Raw genomic sequence first — 15,136 nt, 5'->3', positions numbered from 1 at the left:
GGCTGGCGGGCCGCTCCGCAATTCATGCCCTGCGCGTGACAAAGTAGTCGTCGAGCGTGACCATGTTGAGTCGACGCTCGCGGATGATCTCCACCAGCGTCGGATACACGTGGGTCACCGGCGGATGATTGGCGTGGCCGATGATCACGGTCTGCGGATGGAAGTACTGCCGCGCGCACTGCACCAGATAGCGCTCGGTGATCAATCCCGAGTCCGAGAGCGACCCGAACCAGAGCACGGGCGTCGTGTATCCGAGTTCTGCGGCCACGGCGTCGACCGTGTCGTTGTGGTAGCCGTACGGCGGACGAAAGAACGGAGTGCCGTCGACGCCGAACGTGTTGCGTAGGAACCGCTTACACCGCGACAGCTCGTCCGCGACACCCTCGGTCGAGAGCGACGTCAGATCGGCGTGGGTCCACGTGTGATTGCCGAGTTGGATCTGACCGGAGTCGACGAGCGGTCGTAGCTCGGCCTTGTGGTCTGTCCAGGAATCAAAGCCACCGGTGACGAAGAAGGTGAACCGCGCGCCCGTGTCACGAGCGAATCGGATGTACGCACCGACGACCTCGGAGCTCGCGCCGTCGTCGACGGTCAGCGCGAGATGCCTTCCCGTACCCGGCAATCCGGTCAGTGTGCCCGCGGGAACCGGAACCCTTCGTGCAACGTCGGGTGGTGGTACCTGCGGAATCGGTGTCTGCGCAACCGATTTCGGAGTCGGCGACATCGGGTTGGTCGACGGCAAGGCCGTCGGTGCCGACGCGTCGACGCGCGCTGTCGCACATCCCCCGAGTGCAGTGACCAACCCTGCAGCCAAGACGGTCATGAACCCCCTACGTCTCACGGCTGTGAAGATAGCCCACCAAGGTGGCGTGAGGGCAACGAGATCGAGCGTGTCGCGTTACCAGCCCATATCGTCGCGGCAGCGCTTGCCCGCTTGGTCCGGATCGACCTGAATCGTCGCGTGGGTGAGGCCGTGGCGGGCCAGCACGGCGCGCGCCTGCGGGAGCACCTCGTCGTTGGGACAGTTGCTCGCCAGATGCACTGTCGCGACGTCCATTCCGGTGGTCAGCGACCAGACGTGCAGGTCGTGGACGTCGTGGACCTCGGGGATAGCGGCGAGCTCGTCCTCGAGAGCGTCGACGTCGATGTGGTCGGGTGCCTGCTGGTTGAGAATGCGCAGGGCATCGCGGGCCAGACGCACCGCGCGGGGTACCACCCAGATCGCGATCAGGACCGCGACCACGATATCGGCGTAGCCCCAACCGGTTGTCATCGTCACGATGCCCGCGACCAACACGCCGACGCTTCCGACCGCGTCGGCCAACACCTCCATGTACGCGCCGCGCACCGCAATCGACTCCTTGGAGTCCGCACGCAGCAGCAGCATCATCGCGACGTTGACGGCCAGGCCGACCAACGCCACCACGATGAGCGTCAGCCCGGGCACTTCCGGATCAGAGCCGATGCGTCGAATCGCCTCGTACAACACGAAGACGGCAACACCGATCAGCAGCACCGCATTGGCCACCGCGGTGAAGACCTCGGCGCGATGCCACCCGAAGCTCCGCTCGGCCGTCGTCGATCCGTGACGCGCGAGCAACAGTGCGACAAGACCCATCAACAGTGCGACGACGTCGGTCAGCATGTGCCCGGCGTCGGCGATCAAGGCCAGCGAGTTGACGGCGATTCCGACGCTGAGCTCGACGACGAAATACGTCCCGATCATCGCCACGGCGACGACCATCGGCCAGATCCGCCGATTCGACGTCGCGGCGCCGGCGCCGTGCGAGTGCGTGTGTGTATGCGAGTGACCCATGGTCTCGCCAATATATGCATGTTTTCGCATATATGACAAGAGTTAGGGTCGCCTAAATCTTTGAATCACGGCAGTTTTGGGAAAAGAGAGCACCGCTCTTGCTTTCCGATCCATGCGAGCGCACACTCGAAGCATGAACAAGAGCACCGCTCTCGAAAGTGCTGAACAGTACGGCGTCGAGCTTCGCCCACTGTCTGGCCCGCGCGATTACACCTGGGGAGCGCTGGTCTTCGCTGTCGAGATCATGCTCTGGACCTTCGCGGTCGCCGTCGGCTATCACTTGGGCGCCGCATTCGCGGGTCCCGCCGCAGGCGTCCTGCTCGGTGTCGTCGCGCTCGCGGTCGTCGGCGGCGTGTGGGGGCGTTGGATGTCGCCGAAAGCGCGACGCCGCCTTCGGCTGGTCCCGCGCATCGCGCTCGGAGTCTGTCTCATCGTCGTCGCCGCGGCCGCGGCGAGCGCACTGATCGGGGTCGACGGCGCAATCGGCTGCGTCGCGGTGTCGGTGCCGATCTTCGCTCTGGGGCAGCGCGCGATCGACGGCAAGGCCTGACGCTCAGCGCAGCGTCGCCTGCGCGGAGGAGCGTCGAAGACCACACACCATCAGCAGGTCGATCAGCAGCGAACGTATCTCTGCCAGCAGCGCGGTCTCACTCATGTCACTCTCGGCGACGAGCTCCGCGCGAGCCTTGCGCGCGATCGTGCGCAGTACCCGCGCGGCGTCGGCGGGGTCGGGCGATTCGCCGGGGTCGGCGAGCATCATTCGACGCAGCGTCTCGAACGCGTCGCCGAGGTCGTCGATGATCTCGATCAGTTCGGGGCGGAGCTTCTCGCCGCGCTGCGTCATCCCGAGCGCGCGCCGTGCGACGATCCGGAAGTTGCGCACCCCGTTGTCGATGGGGTCCGCTGTCGCGGCGATTCGCTGGAGTCGTATTCGCTGCCGCCAGTACAGCGGCGAGATGGTGCTGATCTCTTTGCCGCCACGCATGTCCGAGCGCATCGTGTTGATCGCGGCCTGTGTTCCGCGCGCGCTCTCAAGCGCCGAGAACACCACGTCGGGGTCGCCCACACGCAGTCCCGCCGCGAGGGTCTTCGCGGCGTCGCGCATCGTCGCCAGAATCCCGGCCGCATCACGCCGCCCACGCGCCGCCGGGTTCGTTGGAAGTAGCGCGCCGACGGTGATGCCGACAAGTCCGCCGATCAGCGCGTCGAACGCGCGGTAGTAGCCGCCCGCCTGACCAGGCGGCAGGAGCGTCGCGACCAGCACGGCCGACGACGCCGCCTGCATCGGGATCAGCGGGCCGTCGTCGAGGAACACCGCTGTCGCCATCGCGAGTGCGACGACGACCATGATCTGCCAGGTCCCCGAGCCGATCCGCGAGATCAGCAGATCGCCGATCAGGATTCCGATGGAGACGCCGACGACCAGTTCGACGGCGCGCCGCCACCGCTGACCGAGTGACAGCCCCAGCGAGATGACAGCCGCGATCGGCGCAAAGAACGGACGTGAGTGATGCAGTAGGTCGAGAGCGATCCACCACGCCAGACCCGCCGCGATCGAGCATTGCACGATCGGTTGCAGAGAAAGGTACAGCCGCCGAATGCGGGTGCGCAGGGGGCGCGGGAGCGCGTTGACCCTGGCGCTGACCCGTGCACGCAGCGTTGCGGTCACACCAGGCCGAGTTGTTCTGCCGCGGTCGGGTCGCTTTCGTTCAGGAGGTCGAGGCAGCGCAGGTACTCGTCGCGCTCACCGACGACTCGAGCAGCTCTGGCCAACGCGCCGACGCAGCGCAGGAAGCCCTGGTTGCCCTCATGCGACCACGGAACGGGTCCGAATCCCTTCCACCCGTTGCGGCGCAGTTGGTCGAGCCCGCGGTGGTACCCGGTGCGCGCGTAGGCGTAGGCGGCGATCACGGCGTCGACGTCAGGCGTTTGTTCACCTGCGGGCTCACCGTCGGCTCCGACACCACCCGCAGTCAACGCACCTTCCGCCAGATATGCCCAGGCGATCGACGCCGTGGGATGTTCGGCGGCTACAGCAGCGGGCGATGCGCCGTTGAGCAGATCCGATTCGGCCTCGTCGTCTCCTGGGAGGAGTGTCGGTTGCGGGCCCAGCAAGTCTCCAAAGGAAGTCACACCCCTATTCAAGCATCGAGCCACGACACCGTGTCCGCTTCGGTCGACCCGCCGAGCCGGTCGGGGCACGGCCGCTCGACGCCCCCGCGACATCTGCCCGGCGGTAGTAGTCTGCGCAGATGCTCATCCCCTGCCCGGATGCCCGTGACAACGACGATTCGCTAGGGTGAATGGCGCACTTGGTCGCTGCACGACCACGACGCCGCGATGCGCGGCAGAATCCACTTGCTCGAGGAAGGAATGGTGATCGACGATGCCTCAATCCGGTGATCGGAAATCGGCTGTCACCAAAGCCTTCTCGGTGATACGCAAGAAGGCCGCCGAACGTCTGGAGGGGACGTCGAGCCGGACCTACTCGTCGCCGACCAAGAACTCAGCACCGGCCGCGTCCACTGCGAGGACGTCGACGCGCAGCGAGACAGCGGGCAAGAGCGAGACGGCGGGCAAGAAGGAATCGGCGGGCGCCGAGGCAACAACAGTCACGGATACACAAACGGGGGAATCGGGATCATCTGTGGACAAGTCTCAGGTCGATGAGGTGGGCGCCGGCGGCGCACAGGGGACGGATTCACGCCCGAGTGGCCCGAAGCCCCGTGGAGGTCGAGGCATCGACTCCGCGACAAAGGTGATCTCGCGGGATCAGCTTCCCGATCCCAGCACGCTCGACGACCTCGACGACATCGATCCCCTCGCGGGCGGCACCGAGGCCGACGACGCCAAAGCAGCCGAAGCAACTGACACCGACAGTTCCGACGCCGCGAGTTCGGACGACAAGGGTTCGGACGACAAGGGTCACAAGCCCGCGGTCGTGAAGGTTGCCGGCACGGCGTCGCCGAGCGCCACCGACACCACGGTGATCAAGCGCGACGACCTGCCGGATACCAGCGACATGCCCGACCTCGACGACGTCGACATCACGGGCACCGACTCCGCTGAGGAGTCCGGCGCTGAAGAGTCCGCTAGCAGCGAGGACACCGACAGCGCCGAAGAGACCGCTAGCACCGAGGACACCGACAGCGCCGAGGACACCGACAGCGCCGACCAAGACGATCAGGGCAACGCGGGGAAGATCGCGGCCGCGGGCGCGGTCGCAGCGGGAGTCGCAGGCGCGGCCGCCGTGGCAGCGCACGACACCGACGACGCCGAGACCGACGAGACCGATACGGACGAGAAGGCAGTCGACGAGAGCGACGCCGACGAGAAGGTAGTCGACGAGACAGCCGACGACGCCGCCGAGTTCCCTGCGGCTGACGAGTCTTCTGCCGCCGAGATCGAAGACGCCGACGACACCGCGGACGCCGTCGCTGCCGACCGCGCCGAGGCGGAGTCCGAAGTGGAGCTGGACGGTGCCGATCACGAAGCGAAGCTTGACGACGCCGATCCCGAAACCGTCGACGCCACCGATGCCGAGCACGAGAAGGAAGACGCCGAAGCTCGCCTCGAAGCCTTCGAAGCGACCACGGACGCGGGCGACCTGAGCGTCGAAGAAGCCGCGACCGACGGAGACATCGGCGACTTCGAACCCATCGACGAGATCGACCAGGCCGACGAGCCCGGCGACGAAACACCAACGGCCGCAGCGACTTCCGCAGCTGCTGCCACCTCCGCAGCCGCCGTCACATCCGAGTCCGACGACACCGCCGACACCGAGGCCGGCACGGAGACTGGCGTCGACGACGAGACAGTTGCCGAAGACCAGACAGTTGCCGAAGACCAGACCGCGCACGGCGACGAACCCGCCGACGTTGACGACGTCGACGACGCATCGGCTGAGACCGAGCCCGAAACCGACGCCGAACAAGCCGACACCGACGAGGCGGCCGACGCGGAAACCGCAGAAGATGACAGCACTTCTGTCGATGAAGAACTCACCGACGAAGAACCCGTCGACGAAGCGCTCACCGACGAGGAACCCACAGGCGAAGAGCCCACCGACGAGCAGCCCGCCGACGACGAAGACACCATCGACGGTGAGGCGGAGACCGTCGCGCTGAAGGCACAGAAGCCCGACGCCCCGACCGACAGCGCCACCACCGACAAGGTGAACATCGGCAAGGGCGCGGCGGTTGTCGGCGGCGCGGCTGCCGCGGGAGCCGCCGCAGTCGGAGCGGGCGCAGCAGCAGGGTCCGCAGCGAAGACCGCACAAACGTCGACGGCTCGTCCCACGACGTCGACCGGTTGGTCGACCACGCCGCACCAGCCACAGGTGATTCCACCTGCCGGAACGTCGACGACGACCACTGCGAAGAGCAAGGAAGGCTCCAGCCGTCGTCTGCTGCTGACGGTCGGCGCGCTCGTCGTCCTGGCGCTGGTCGTCGTGGGAGTTGTGTGGGGCGTTATCGCATCGCGCGCCAAGCCTGCAGCCGACCAGGCTGCCGACGCAGCGTCGAAGTTCTCCACCGCCCTCTACAACGGCGACCTCTCGACGCTGCGCTCAGTGACGTGCGGTCAGGAGAATCAGTTCTACACCAACATCTCCGACGCTGATTTCCAGAAGATCTACTCGGCACAGAAGGCGCGCAACGAGTTGGTCCGCACCGGAGACATCAAGGCGTCGAAGGTGACCGACGACGGGGCAAAGGCGGTCGTCGAGGTGACTGCCTACCAAACCAGCAACCCCAACGAGCCTCAGACCGTCACCATCAATCTCCAGAAGGATGGCAGCGACTGGAAGGTCTGCACGCCGCGGTGACCGGTCGCAGGGCGCCAGGTCCCCTACGCGACGACATTCCCGGCACAGGGTGGGTGCCGGGTGGGCATGCGCCGGTCCACCGTCCGACGACCCAGCCGCTGCGGGTTACGCCCCGACCAGCGCGACGCTCCTATGTCCCGGCAGCCGACGCGCCGGGCGCCACACCGTTCGGCCATCCGAAGCAACTCGACGTCCCTGTACGACGCCCCGCTCCCCGGAGCGTCCACTCTCAGCGGGTCCGGGTGCAACGTCGAGCCGACCCCGCAGTGATCTGCGCGGCGATCGCCATGGCCGCGTTGGCCTTGACCGTCGCCATCGGGTTGATCTGGTCCTGAGCGCACTGAGCGCGTAGGCCCCGTTGTTGCGGTTGCCCAGGCGCTCGGATACCGCGCCTCTGGGCAACCGCAACTCGCGACCCAGCACGCCCTTTTCCCGCCATTCCGACACAAGCACCGCGCGCCCCCTCCCGAACCGAGAGGGGGCGCGCGGTGGTCTGCGTGCGAAGTTCAGGCGTGAAACGTCAGGCGCTGATCGACTTGCCGTTCGACTTCAGGTCGTCGCATGCCTCGACAACGCGCTCGGACATGTTGGTCTCAGCCTTCTTCGACCAGACGCGCGGGTCGTAGGCCTTCTTGTTGCCGACCTCGCCGTCGACCTTCAGCACGCCGTCGTAGTTGCTGAACATGTGCCCGGCGATCGGTCGGGTGTAGGCGTACTGGGTGTCGGTGTCGACGTTCATCTTGACGACGCCGTACGTGAGCGCTTCCTCGATCTCGCTCTTGAGCGAGCCCGATCCGCCGTGGAACACGAAGTCGAACGGCTTGGAGCCCTCAGGCAGACCGAGCTTCTTGCTCGCGACGTCCTGGCCCAGCTTGAGCACGTCGGGGCGCAGCTTCACGTTGCCCGGCTTGTAGACGCCGTGCACGTTGCCGAAGGTGGCGGCGAGCAGGTACTTGCCCTTCTCACCTGCGCCGAGCGCGTCGACGGTCTTCTCGAAGTCCTCGGCCGAGGTGTAGAGCTTGTCGTTGATCTCCGCCTCGACACCGTCTTCTTCACCACCGACGACGCCGATCTCGACCTCGAGGATGATCTTCGCCGCAGCCGCCTTGACGAGCAGTTCCTGCGCGATCTCGAGGTTCTCGTCGATCGGCACAGCGCTGCCGTCCCACATATGCGACTGGAACAGCGGATTCTTGCCGGCGTCGACGCGCTCCTGGGAGATCGCGAGCAGCGGACGCACGTAGGTGTCGAGCTTGTCCTTGGGACAGTGGTCGGTGTGCAGCGCGATCGTCACGTCGTACTTGGCGGCCACCACGTGCGCGAACTCGGCGAGCGCAACCGCGCCCGTCACCATGTCCTTGACGCCGAGGCCCGAGCCGAACTCGGCCCCACCGGTGGAGAACTGGATGATGCCGTCGCTCCCGGCATCGGCGAAGCCCTTGATGGCCGCATTGATCGTCGACGACGAGGTGCAGTTGATCGCGGGAAATGCGTAGCCACCCTCCTTCGCCTTCGCGTACATCTCGGCGTACTGCTCTGGGGCTGCAATGGGCATGTCACGTCCTCCAACCGGGTGGGATCTCACACTTCGAGCTCTGTTGAGTCCCCCTCAGTATGGCAAGTGCCACTCCAGCGTGTGCAGGACGCTCTCACCTGCGTCTAAACCTCCGCGTCGACACCTGCGCCCGCGCGCGAATAGGACGCTTTGTCCGTTTCCGCTACCCTCGGAGCCGTGACCGCCTCTGTTCTCGACGCCACAGCCCCCGTTCTCGCAGCAACGACGACCGACCTCGCCCTTCTCCCCGGCTTCCTCGACCCCGTCAACCTGCTGAACTCCTTCGGCACCTGGATTCTCGCCGGACTGCTGTTGGTGGTCTTCATCGAGTCAGGACTGCTCTTCCCGCTACTCCCAGGCGACTCACTGCTCTTCACCGCGGGCCTGATCGTGGCTGCGAAGTCGGCCGACATCGAGCCGTTCGCCCCACTGTGGGTGCTGCTGGTGACCATTCCGATCGCGGCGTTCCTCGGCGACCAGGTCGGGTACCTCATCGGCAACAGACTCGGGTACTCCCTGTTCAAGCCGGACGCCCGCATCTTGAAGCAGTCCTACATCGTCGAGGCCCACGAGTTCTTCGAGAAGCACGGCCCCATCACCATCTTCCTGGCGCGCTTCGTGCCGATCGTGCGCACCTATGCACCGCTGGTCGCCGGAGCTGCAAAGATGCGCTACTCCACGTTCCTCGCCTACAACGCGATCGGCGCGGTCGTCTGGGGTGCAGGCGTGACGCTCCTGGGATACTTCCTCGGCCAGATCGCGTTCATTCGCGACAACGTCGACGTGATCTTCCTGCTGATCGTCTTCATCTCGGTGCTCCCGATCATCTCCGAGGTGGTCAAGCGCTGGCGACGTTCCCGCCAACCCGTCGTCGAAGAGAAGGTCGACGCCGCGGAGCGCGCATAGGACACCGCCCCCGCGCATAGACACCGCCGCGTAGCGGACATAGTGGACACCGCGGTGTAGCGCTCCCCCGATGGGGGCTGCGCCACATTCGGCACTGCACGCCGGGCACGGCCGCTTCTGACAGCCACTCATTAGCTCTCGGACAGCTTCGCCAAGTAGCCTGGTGACCCGTGATCGACACCGCACTTGCCCATACGACCACCGTGGTCGCTCTCCCCGGCATTCTCGACCCCATCAACGTGCTGAGCTGGTTCGGCGCCTGGGCGTTCTGGGGGCTGCTCCTGGTCGTCTTCATCGAGTCGGGTGTGCTGTTCCCGGTCCTCCCCGGTGACTCGCTGCTGTTCGTCGCGGGCATGGTGGTCGCGGCAGGTGGCAAGGACGGCATCGACCAGTTCGCGTCGCTATGGCAGCTGTTGGTCTTCGTGCCGATCGCCGCGATCCTCGGCGGTCAGGTGGGTTATTGGATCGGCCGATTCATCGGGACCGAGATGTTCAAACCCGATGCCCGGTTCCTCAAGGAGCGCTATCTCATCGAGGCGCAGGAGTTCTTCGACAAGCACGGCCCGATCACCATTTTCCTGGCCCGCTTCGTGCCCATCGTGCGCACCATCGCTCCCATCGTCGCCGGCGCCGCGCGCATGAAGTGGTCGGTGTTCGCGCTCTACAACGTGATCGGAGCCATCGTCTGGGGTGCCGGCATCGTTCTGCTCGGCTACTGGCTCGGCCGGTTCGAGGTGGTGCAGAAGCTCATCGAGCCGATCTTCATCCTGATCGTCATCCTGTCGATCGCCCCGATGCTCATCGAGTGGTATCGCCGACGACGCGCCGCGAAGAAGGTCGCGACCGATGCCGTCGCGACCTCGGAGGCGACGGCCACGGCCGATCCGCACTCCTCCGACAACGTCTGACGCCTGGCGTCACCACGCGTCGTCGAGGTCGGCGTGTTGCCGAATCCACGCGTGCATGGCGATTCCCGCCGCTACCCCGGCGTTGATGCTCCGTGTTGATCCGAACTGCGCGATCGACACCGCCAGGTCCGCCTGCGCTTGTGCGTCGTCACTGACGCCGGGCCCCTCCTGACCGAAGAGCAGTACGCATTCTCGTGGGAGATCAGCGGTTTCCAGCGGTACCGACCCCGGAGTGTTGTCGACGGCGACCACGGCGAGACCGTTGTCGCGCGCCCACGTCATCAGCTCCGACACCGAATCATGGTGCAGCAGATGCTGATAGCGATCGGTCACCATTGCTCCGCGACGATTCCAGCGGCGTCGTCCGACGATGTGCACCGCCGACGCGGCAAACGCATTCGCGGTCCGCACCACGGTCCCGATGTTGGCGTCGTGCGCGAAGTTCTCGATGGCGACATGAAACGGGTGTCGACGCGCGTCGATGTCATCGACGATCGCCTCGCGGCGCCAATACCGGTATGCATCAACGACATTCCGGGTATCACCCTCGGCGAGCAGTTCCGGGTCGTAGCGCGGATCGTCGGGGATTCGACCATCCCGTTCGACGTCCCACGGCCCCACTCCGACGGCGGGCCGTGCCTGCCATTCGGTGGGTCCGGGTACGTCCGAACCCTCGGGCGAGTCAGATCCCTCGGGTGGCCCAGATCCCTCTGGCGACATGCCGCCGGTCGACATCGCCTCAGGCAAGCCCGATGTCGGCGAGGCCGAGGAGAGATCGGTACGGCACACCGAGTTTCGTGATCACGTCGTCGGCGCCGGTTGCGCGATCGACGACGGTCGCAACACCCACCACGACAGCTCCGGCCTCGCGCGCAGCCGCCACAGCGGTTGCCGGCGAATTGCCCGTGGTGCTGGTGTCCTCGACGATCAGCACCGCTTTGCCTGCGATGTCCGGGCCCTCCACCTGACGCTGCATTCCGTGCGCCTTGGCCGCCTTGCGCACCACGAATGCGTCGATGGGGCGTCCGGGCGCGTGCATGATCGCGGTCGCAACCGGGTCGGCACCCAACGTCAACCCGCCGACCGACTGGTATCCCCAGTCGGCGGTGAGCTGTCGCATGAGCTTGCCGATCAGCGGCGACGCCTCGTGATGCAGCGTGGCGCGTCGCAGGTCGACGTAGTAGTCGGCTTCACGTCCCGACGACAACGTCACCTTGCCGTGCACCACAGACAGTTCGGCGACGAGTCGCGCGAGCGCCGCGCGGGCGTCGCCGTCGACCTCGGGGGTCGCGGATGCGGAGGGCGTTGAGGAGGTCACAGTCGGCTCACTCTTCCTGCTCGTGCGTCGCGGTGGGATGTCTCGATGGCTGCTTGTGTCTCGAAAACTGCGTGAAACACTCAGTCACGACGATGATGCCGATTGGAGCGTTCACCCGTCTCGGGCGGCTGCGCGCTGCGTGACCGCCGCACCGGCATCGGGGTCATGCCGCGGCCGGTCGACGGCGTCGACGCGCGCCTGGCTCCGGTCTCGCTCTGCGGTTGCTCGGCCTGTGGTGGCTGGTTCTGTGGTTGCTGGTTCTGGGGTGGCGGTTGACGGCGCGTCGCGGGAGCTGCTGCCTCCTGCGCCTGAATGCGCGCCCGACGTTCCTTGTCGCGCATCGACTCGGTCTTCTCGTCGGCAAACTCTTCGCGCGTCGGCCCGTGCGGATCACGCGGGTCCGGCGGATCCTGGGGGTCCTGCACCGGCGGGAGTACACGCAGCAGGTCAGCGAAGCGTCGAACCACTTCGAGTCCCGTGTCGAGCTTGGTCGCGTCATCGGTCAACGGCATCGAACCGAGCGCCCAGTTGCCTTCGTCCCACAGCACCTCGACGTACGACGGCGCGTTGTTGGCCAGCGCGACCATCCTCCGGTCGCACACCCGTCGTGCGACGTCGAGGTCATTGGAGAACATGACACGCGGACCCATCGCACCGAGCAGTTCGACGTCGTCCTCCGCGGGCGCGAGCACATCCTCGTGGCGAAGGTCGACGATCACGTTCGACGGCGCGTTACGACGCACCGCGATCACGGTTGCGGTATCAGCGAGGTCGAAGACGACAGCCTCGGCACCGCCATAAACTCCGTATGCGACATCTTGAACCCCGACGCTGTCGGGAACGTTCATCGTCGCGCGGTGGAACACCTTGCGCAGCTTGGTATCTGAGGCACGGTAGGAGAAGTCGTGGGCATCACCCCACACGGCACGCTGGTGGCGGGTGCCGCTGGAACGCTTGCGGTCGAGCCACAGCAGGGCCGCCGCACCGGCCAGCGCCACGGCTGCGATCACGAAATAGACGATGGTCATCGCGCTACAGCCTACTTCAGGGGCACGCCGCTGATCGAGAATGCCTCGCTGCTGATCGAGCGCGCCCCACCCAACCGCTGATCGAGCCCACCCCGCTGATCGAGCCTGTCGAGATCACCACCCGCCGATCGAGCGCCCCCTCGCTGATCGAGCCGCCCCTCGCCGATCGAGCCCCGCTCCGCTGATCGAGCTTGTCGAGATCACCGATCGAGCCAAACCCCCGCTGATCGAGCTTGTCGAGATCACCGACCGAGCCCACCAGCACGGGCGCACCGTGGTTTCGACACGGCAGCTCGCTACGCTCGCGGCCTGCTCAACCAGCGGAAAATCCCCGCTGATCGAGCCAACCCCCGCTGATCGAGCTTGTCGAGATCACCTCCCCGACGCCACGTACCCCCGCCGCTTGTCGACGACGTTCCGCAGCGCCGTCGACAACTCCTCGCCGCCGGCCTCGCGCCCAGCCTCGACGTACCGCCGCAGATTGTCGAGCACCTGATCGGCGAGCTCGTCGCGCCACCCCACGACGTCGCCGCTCATATGCGCCGAGATCGCGACGTTGTCGAAGTCCCACAGGGGGCTGTCGTCTGGCAGCGGTTCGGTGACGAAGACATCGAGCGACGCCGCGCCGATCCCGCCGCTGCGCAGCGCGTCGGCCAGCGCCTCCTCGTCGACGAGCCTTCCCCTTCCGACGTTGACAAGGTGCGCGTCGGAACGCATCGCCGACAGCACCGACGCGTCGATCATGCCCTCGGTCTGCGCAGTGAGCGGCGCCACGACGACGACGTTGTCGAATTCGCCGACGTACGTGCTCAATTCGTCGGTCACACGCACCTCGCCGAAGTCGGGATCGTCGTGACGTGCCGTGCGCCCGGCGCCGGTCACGCGCATCCCGACGGCGCGCAGCAGCCGCGCAATCGCGCGTCCGATCCCGCCGGTCCCGATGACCAACACCGACGACCCCGCGGTCCGCGTCGTCTCGCGCCACACCCAGTCGTGCGCCGACTGCAGGCGCGCCGATTCGTGTAAGCGCTTGTCCCGCGCCAGGATCGACGCCAGCACGAACTCCGCGATCGGTTGGTCGAAGACGCCGTGTGCGTTGGTCACCACGATGTCGGAGTCGGCGAGCTCGTCGAACAGCAGCGAATCGACGCCCGCGGCGCAGACGTGCACCCAGCGCAGCGATTGTGTTGCGGCGCCCCAGTTGTCGCGCAGCGCGCGGGAGAAGAAGTCCCACACGACGAGAACATCGGCGCCCGGCAGCACCTGCGGCAAGGTCTCGACAGTGCACTGCCGCACGTCGGCGAGCGCCTCGAGGTCAGCGAGGTTGTAGGGACCCGGCGCGTCGTCGGCGCCGAGGAGAACAAGTTGCGGCTTGGTGGACGTCACACCCGCCACCGTATCCGTGTACGCACCCACCGGACACAGCACCCTGTCTAATTGTTGACAATCCGACGATCTGAGTACACCGTGTACCCATGACCCTCGCCGCAACGCCTCAGACCGCGTCGCTGTCGCCGATCCTCAAGCAGGCGACGCCCGTCGTCGTCGATCACGCACTCGGCTCGTGGATTCACGGAACCGACGGAAACAGCTACCTCGACTTCACCACCGGCATCGGGGTCACCAGCACCGGCCACTGCCACCCGAGGGTCGTCGCCGCAGCTCAGGAGCAGTGCACGAAGATCATCCACGCGCAGTACACGACGGTGATGCATCAGCCGCTGCTCGAACTCACCGAGAAGCTCGGCGCAGTCCTCCCACTCGGGCTCGACTCCGTCTTCTATGCGAACTCCGGGTCGGAGGCCGTCGAGGCAGCGGTGCGCCTGGCCCGCATGGCAACCGCGAAGCCCAACATCATCGTGTTCCAGGGCGGATTTCACGGGCGCACCGTCGCCGCCGCGAGCCTCACCACCGCGGGCACCCGATTCTCCGCGGGCTTCTCACCCCTCATGGGCGGCGTGCACATGGCGCCGTTTCCCTACGCGTACCGCTACGGCTGGAATGACGACGCCGCAATCGATTTCGCGCTCAAGGAACTCGACTATCTGCTCGCATCCCGCGTTGCGCCGAACGACACCGCCGCATTCCTGATCGAACCCGTCCTCGGCGACGGCGGATACCTCCCGACGCCGCCACGCTTCCTCGCAGGGCTCCGCGAACGCGCCGACCGCCACGGCATCCTGCTCGTCATCGACGAGGTGCAGGCCGGTTTCGGCCGCACGGGCAAGTTCTGCGGACATCAGCACGCCGACGACCTCACCCCCGACATCCTCGTCACCGCAAAGGGACTCGCGTCGGGCTTCCCGATCTCCGCGATCGCCGCATCGACGGAGTTGATGAGCAAGGCGTGGCCCGGCTCGCAGGGCGGAACATACGGCGGCAATGCCGTCGCCGCTGCGGCAGCCATCGCGACGCTCGATGTCATCGACGACGAGGATCTCGTCGAGAACGCACGTGTCCGGGGCGAACAGCTTCTGTCCGGAATCCGCTCTGTCACCTCCCATTACGACGCCATCGGCGACGTGCGCGGTCTCGGCCTCATGGTCGGCATCGAATTCGTCTCCCGCGACGGCGACACCCCGGTACCCCACGCGGCAACAGCTCTCGCCGTCCAGCAGGCCACCACTCGACACGGACTACTGACGCTCACCTGTGGACCAGAGGCCAACGTGGTCCGCTTGATTCCCGCCCTCGTCGTCACCGAGCACGAAATCGCGACCGGCGTCGAGCGATTCAGCGCAGCGCTGTCCGACGTCGCCGCCCGCAACGACGGCCCCTAG

The 15,136-nt window shown here is 66.4% G+C and carries 15 protein-coding genes; 6 read left to right on the top strand and 9 right to left on the bottom strand.

The annotated features are described in order from the left end of the window. Nucleotides 1-22: 22 nt before the first annotated feature. Both A5785_RS15620 and A5785_RS15615 read right to left on the bottom strand, forming a co-directional pair. The gene (locus tag A5785_RS15620) at nucleotides 23-823 is read right to left on the bottom strand and encodes a polysaccharide deacetylase family protein (RefSeq protein ID WP_064867389.1); all 801 of its coding nucleotides are present in this window, start codon (nucleotides 821-823) and stop codon (nucleotides 23-25) included. 75 nt (nucleotides 824-898) lie between these two features. Then, complete coding sequence (locus A5785_RS15615) at nucleotides 899-1,816, bottom strand: cation diffusion facilitator family transporter (protein WP_064867387.1); 918 nt, start codon at nucleotides 1,814-1,816, stop codon at nucleotides 899-901. A gap of 133 nt (nucleotides 1,817-1,949) precedes the next feature. On the opposite strand from A5785_RS15615, the gene A5785_RS15610 reads away from it, so the two are divergent. Beyond that, complete coding sequence (locus A5785_RS15610; protein ID WP_064867385.1) at nucleotides 1,950-2,366, top strand: DUF2568 domain-containing protein; 417 nt, start codon at nucleotides 1,950-1,952, stop codon at nucleotides 2,364-2,366. Nucleotides 2,367-2,369: 3 nt separating this feature from the next. Here the strand turns inward: A5785_RS15610 and A5785_RS15605 are convergent, their stop codons facing one another. Both A5785_RS15605 and A5785_RS15600 read right to left on the bottom strand, forming a co-directional pair. After that, complete coding sequence (locus A5785_RS15605) at nucleotides 2,370-3,485, bottom strand: FUSC family protein (protein WP_064867383.1); 1,116 nt, start codon at nucleotides 3,483-3,485, stop codon at nucleotides 2,370-2,372. Further along, nucleotides 3,482-3,949 carry a DUF3151 domain-containing protein gene (locus A5785_RS15600; protein WP_039856335.1) on the bottom strand — a complete coding sequence of 156 codons (468 nt, stop codon included), beginning with the start codon at nucleotides 3,947-3,949 and terminating at the stop codon, nucleotides 3,482-3,484. Before A5785_RS15600 ends, A5785_RS15605 begins: the two co-directional genes overlap by 4 nt. A 253-nt stretch (nucleotides 3,950-4,202) precedes the next feature. On the opposite strand from A5785_RS15600, the gene A5785_RS15595 reads away from it, so the two are divergent. Then, nucleotides 4,203-6,641: an Rv0361 family membrane protein gene (locus A5785_RS15595; RefSeq protein WP_064867381.1), complete on the top strand. Its 2,439-nt coding sequence runs from the start codon at nucleotides 4,203-4,205 to the stop codon at nucleotides 6,639-6,641. Next, on the top strand, nucleotides 6,638-6,976 hold the full coding sequence (locus A5785_RS15590; protein WP_005207603.1) for a hypothetical protein: 339 nt from the start codon (nucleotides 6,638-6,640) through the stop codon (nucleotides 6,974-6,976). Before A5785_RS15595 ends, A5785_RS15590 begins: the two co-directional genes overlap by 4 nt. Nucleotides 6,977-7,161: 185 nt before the next feature. On the opposite strand, the gene fbaA is transcribed toward A5785_RS15590, so the two are convergent. After that, entirely contained in the window at nucleotides 7,162-8,196 is a 1,035-nt protein-coding gene (gene fbaA, locus A5785_RS15585; protein ID WP_064867379.1) for a class II fructose-bisphosphate aldolase, read from the bottom strand. A 177-nt stretch (nucleotides 8,197-8,373) separates the two neighbouring features. Here fbaA and A5785_RS15580 point away from each other — a divergent pair, with 177 nt between their 5' ends. Then, nucleotides 8,374-9,102 (top strand): VTT domain-containing protein, encoded by a 729-nt coding sequence (locus tag A5785_RS15580; protein ID WP_049699989.1) that lies wholly within the window; start codon nucleotides 8,374-8,376, stop codon nucleotides 9,100-9,102. 170 nt (nucleotides 9,103-9,272) lie between these two features. After that, on the top strand, nucleotides 9,273-10,010 hold the full coding sequence (locus A5785_RS15575) for a DedA family protein (protein WP_049699990.1): 738 nt from the start codon (nucleotides 9,273-9,275) through the stop codon (nucleotides 10,008-10,010). A gap of 9 nt (nucleotides 10,011-10,019) precedes the next feature. Here the strand turns inward: A5785_RS15575 and A5785_RS15570 are convergent, their stop codons facing one another. From A5785_RS15570 to A5785_RS15550, 4 genes are all read right to left on the bottom strand, one after another. After that, nucleotides 10,020-10,730, bottom strand: a complete 711-nt coding sequence (locus tag A5785_RS15570) for a TrmH family RNA methyltransferase (RefSeq protein WP_064867439.1) — start codon at nucleotides 10,728-10,730, stop codon at nucleotides 10,020-10,022. 19 nt (nucleotides 10,731-10,749) lie between these two features. Then, the gene (gene pyrE, locus A5785_RS15565) at nucleotides 10,750-11,328 is read right to left on the bottom strand and encodes an orotate phosphoribosyltransferase (RefSeq protein ID WP_064867377.1); all 579 of its coding nucleotides are present in this window, start codon (nucleotides 11,326-11,328) and stop codon (nucleotides 10,750-10,752) included. A gap of 80 nt (nucleotides 11,329-11,408) precedes the next feature. Continuing rightward, entirely contained in the window at nucleotides 11,409-12,356 is a 948-nt protein-coding gene (locus tag A5785_RS15560) for a hypothetical protein (RefSeq protein ID WP_064867375.1), read from the bottom strand. A 372-nt stretch (nucleotides 12,357-12,728) separates the two neighbouring features. Continuing rightward, a complete protein-coding gene (locus tag A5785_RS15550) occupies nucleotides 12,729-13,742 on the bottom strand; it encodes a D-2-hydroxyacid dehydrogenase (RefSeq protein ID WP_156525575.1) in 1,014 nt (337 codons plus the stop codon). Nucleotides 13,743-13,831: 89 nt separating this feature from the next. Between A5785_RS15550 and A5785_RS15545 the strand changes: the two genes are divergently transcribed. After that, nucleotides 13,832-15,136: an aspartate aminotransferase family protein gene (locus A5785_RS15545; RefSeq protein ID WP_064867371.1), complete on the top strand. Its 1,305-nt coding sequence runs from the start codon at nucleotides 13,832-13,834 to the stop codon at nucleotides 15,134-15,136.

This window comes from Gordonia sp. 852002-50395_SCH5434458 (assembly GCF_001665905.1).
GTDB lineage: Bacteria > Actinomycetota > Actinomycetes > Mycobacteriales > Mycobacteriaceae > Gordonia > Gordonia jacobaea.
Note: the sequence above shows the minus strand (reverse complement) of the source record. Positions and strands in the feature narration are given on the sequence as shown.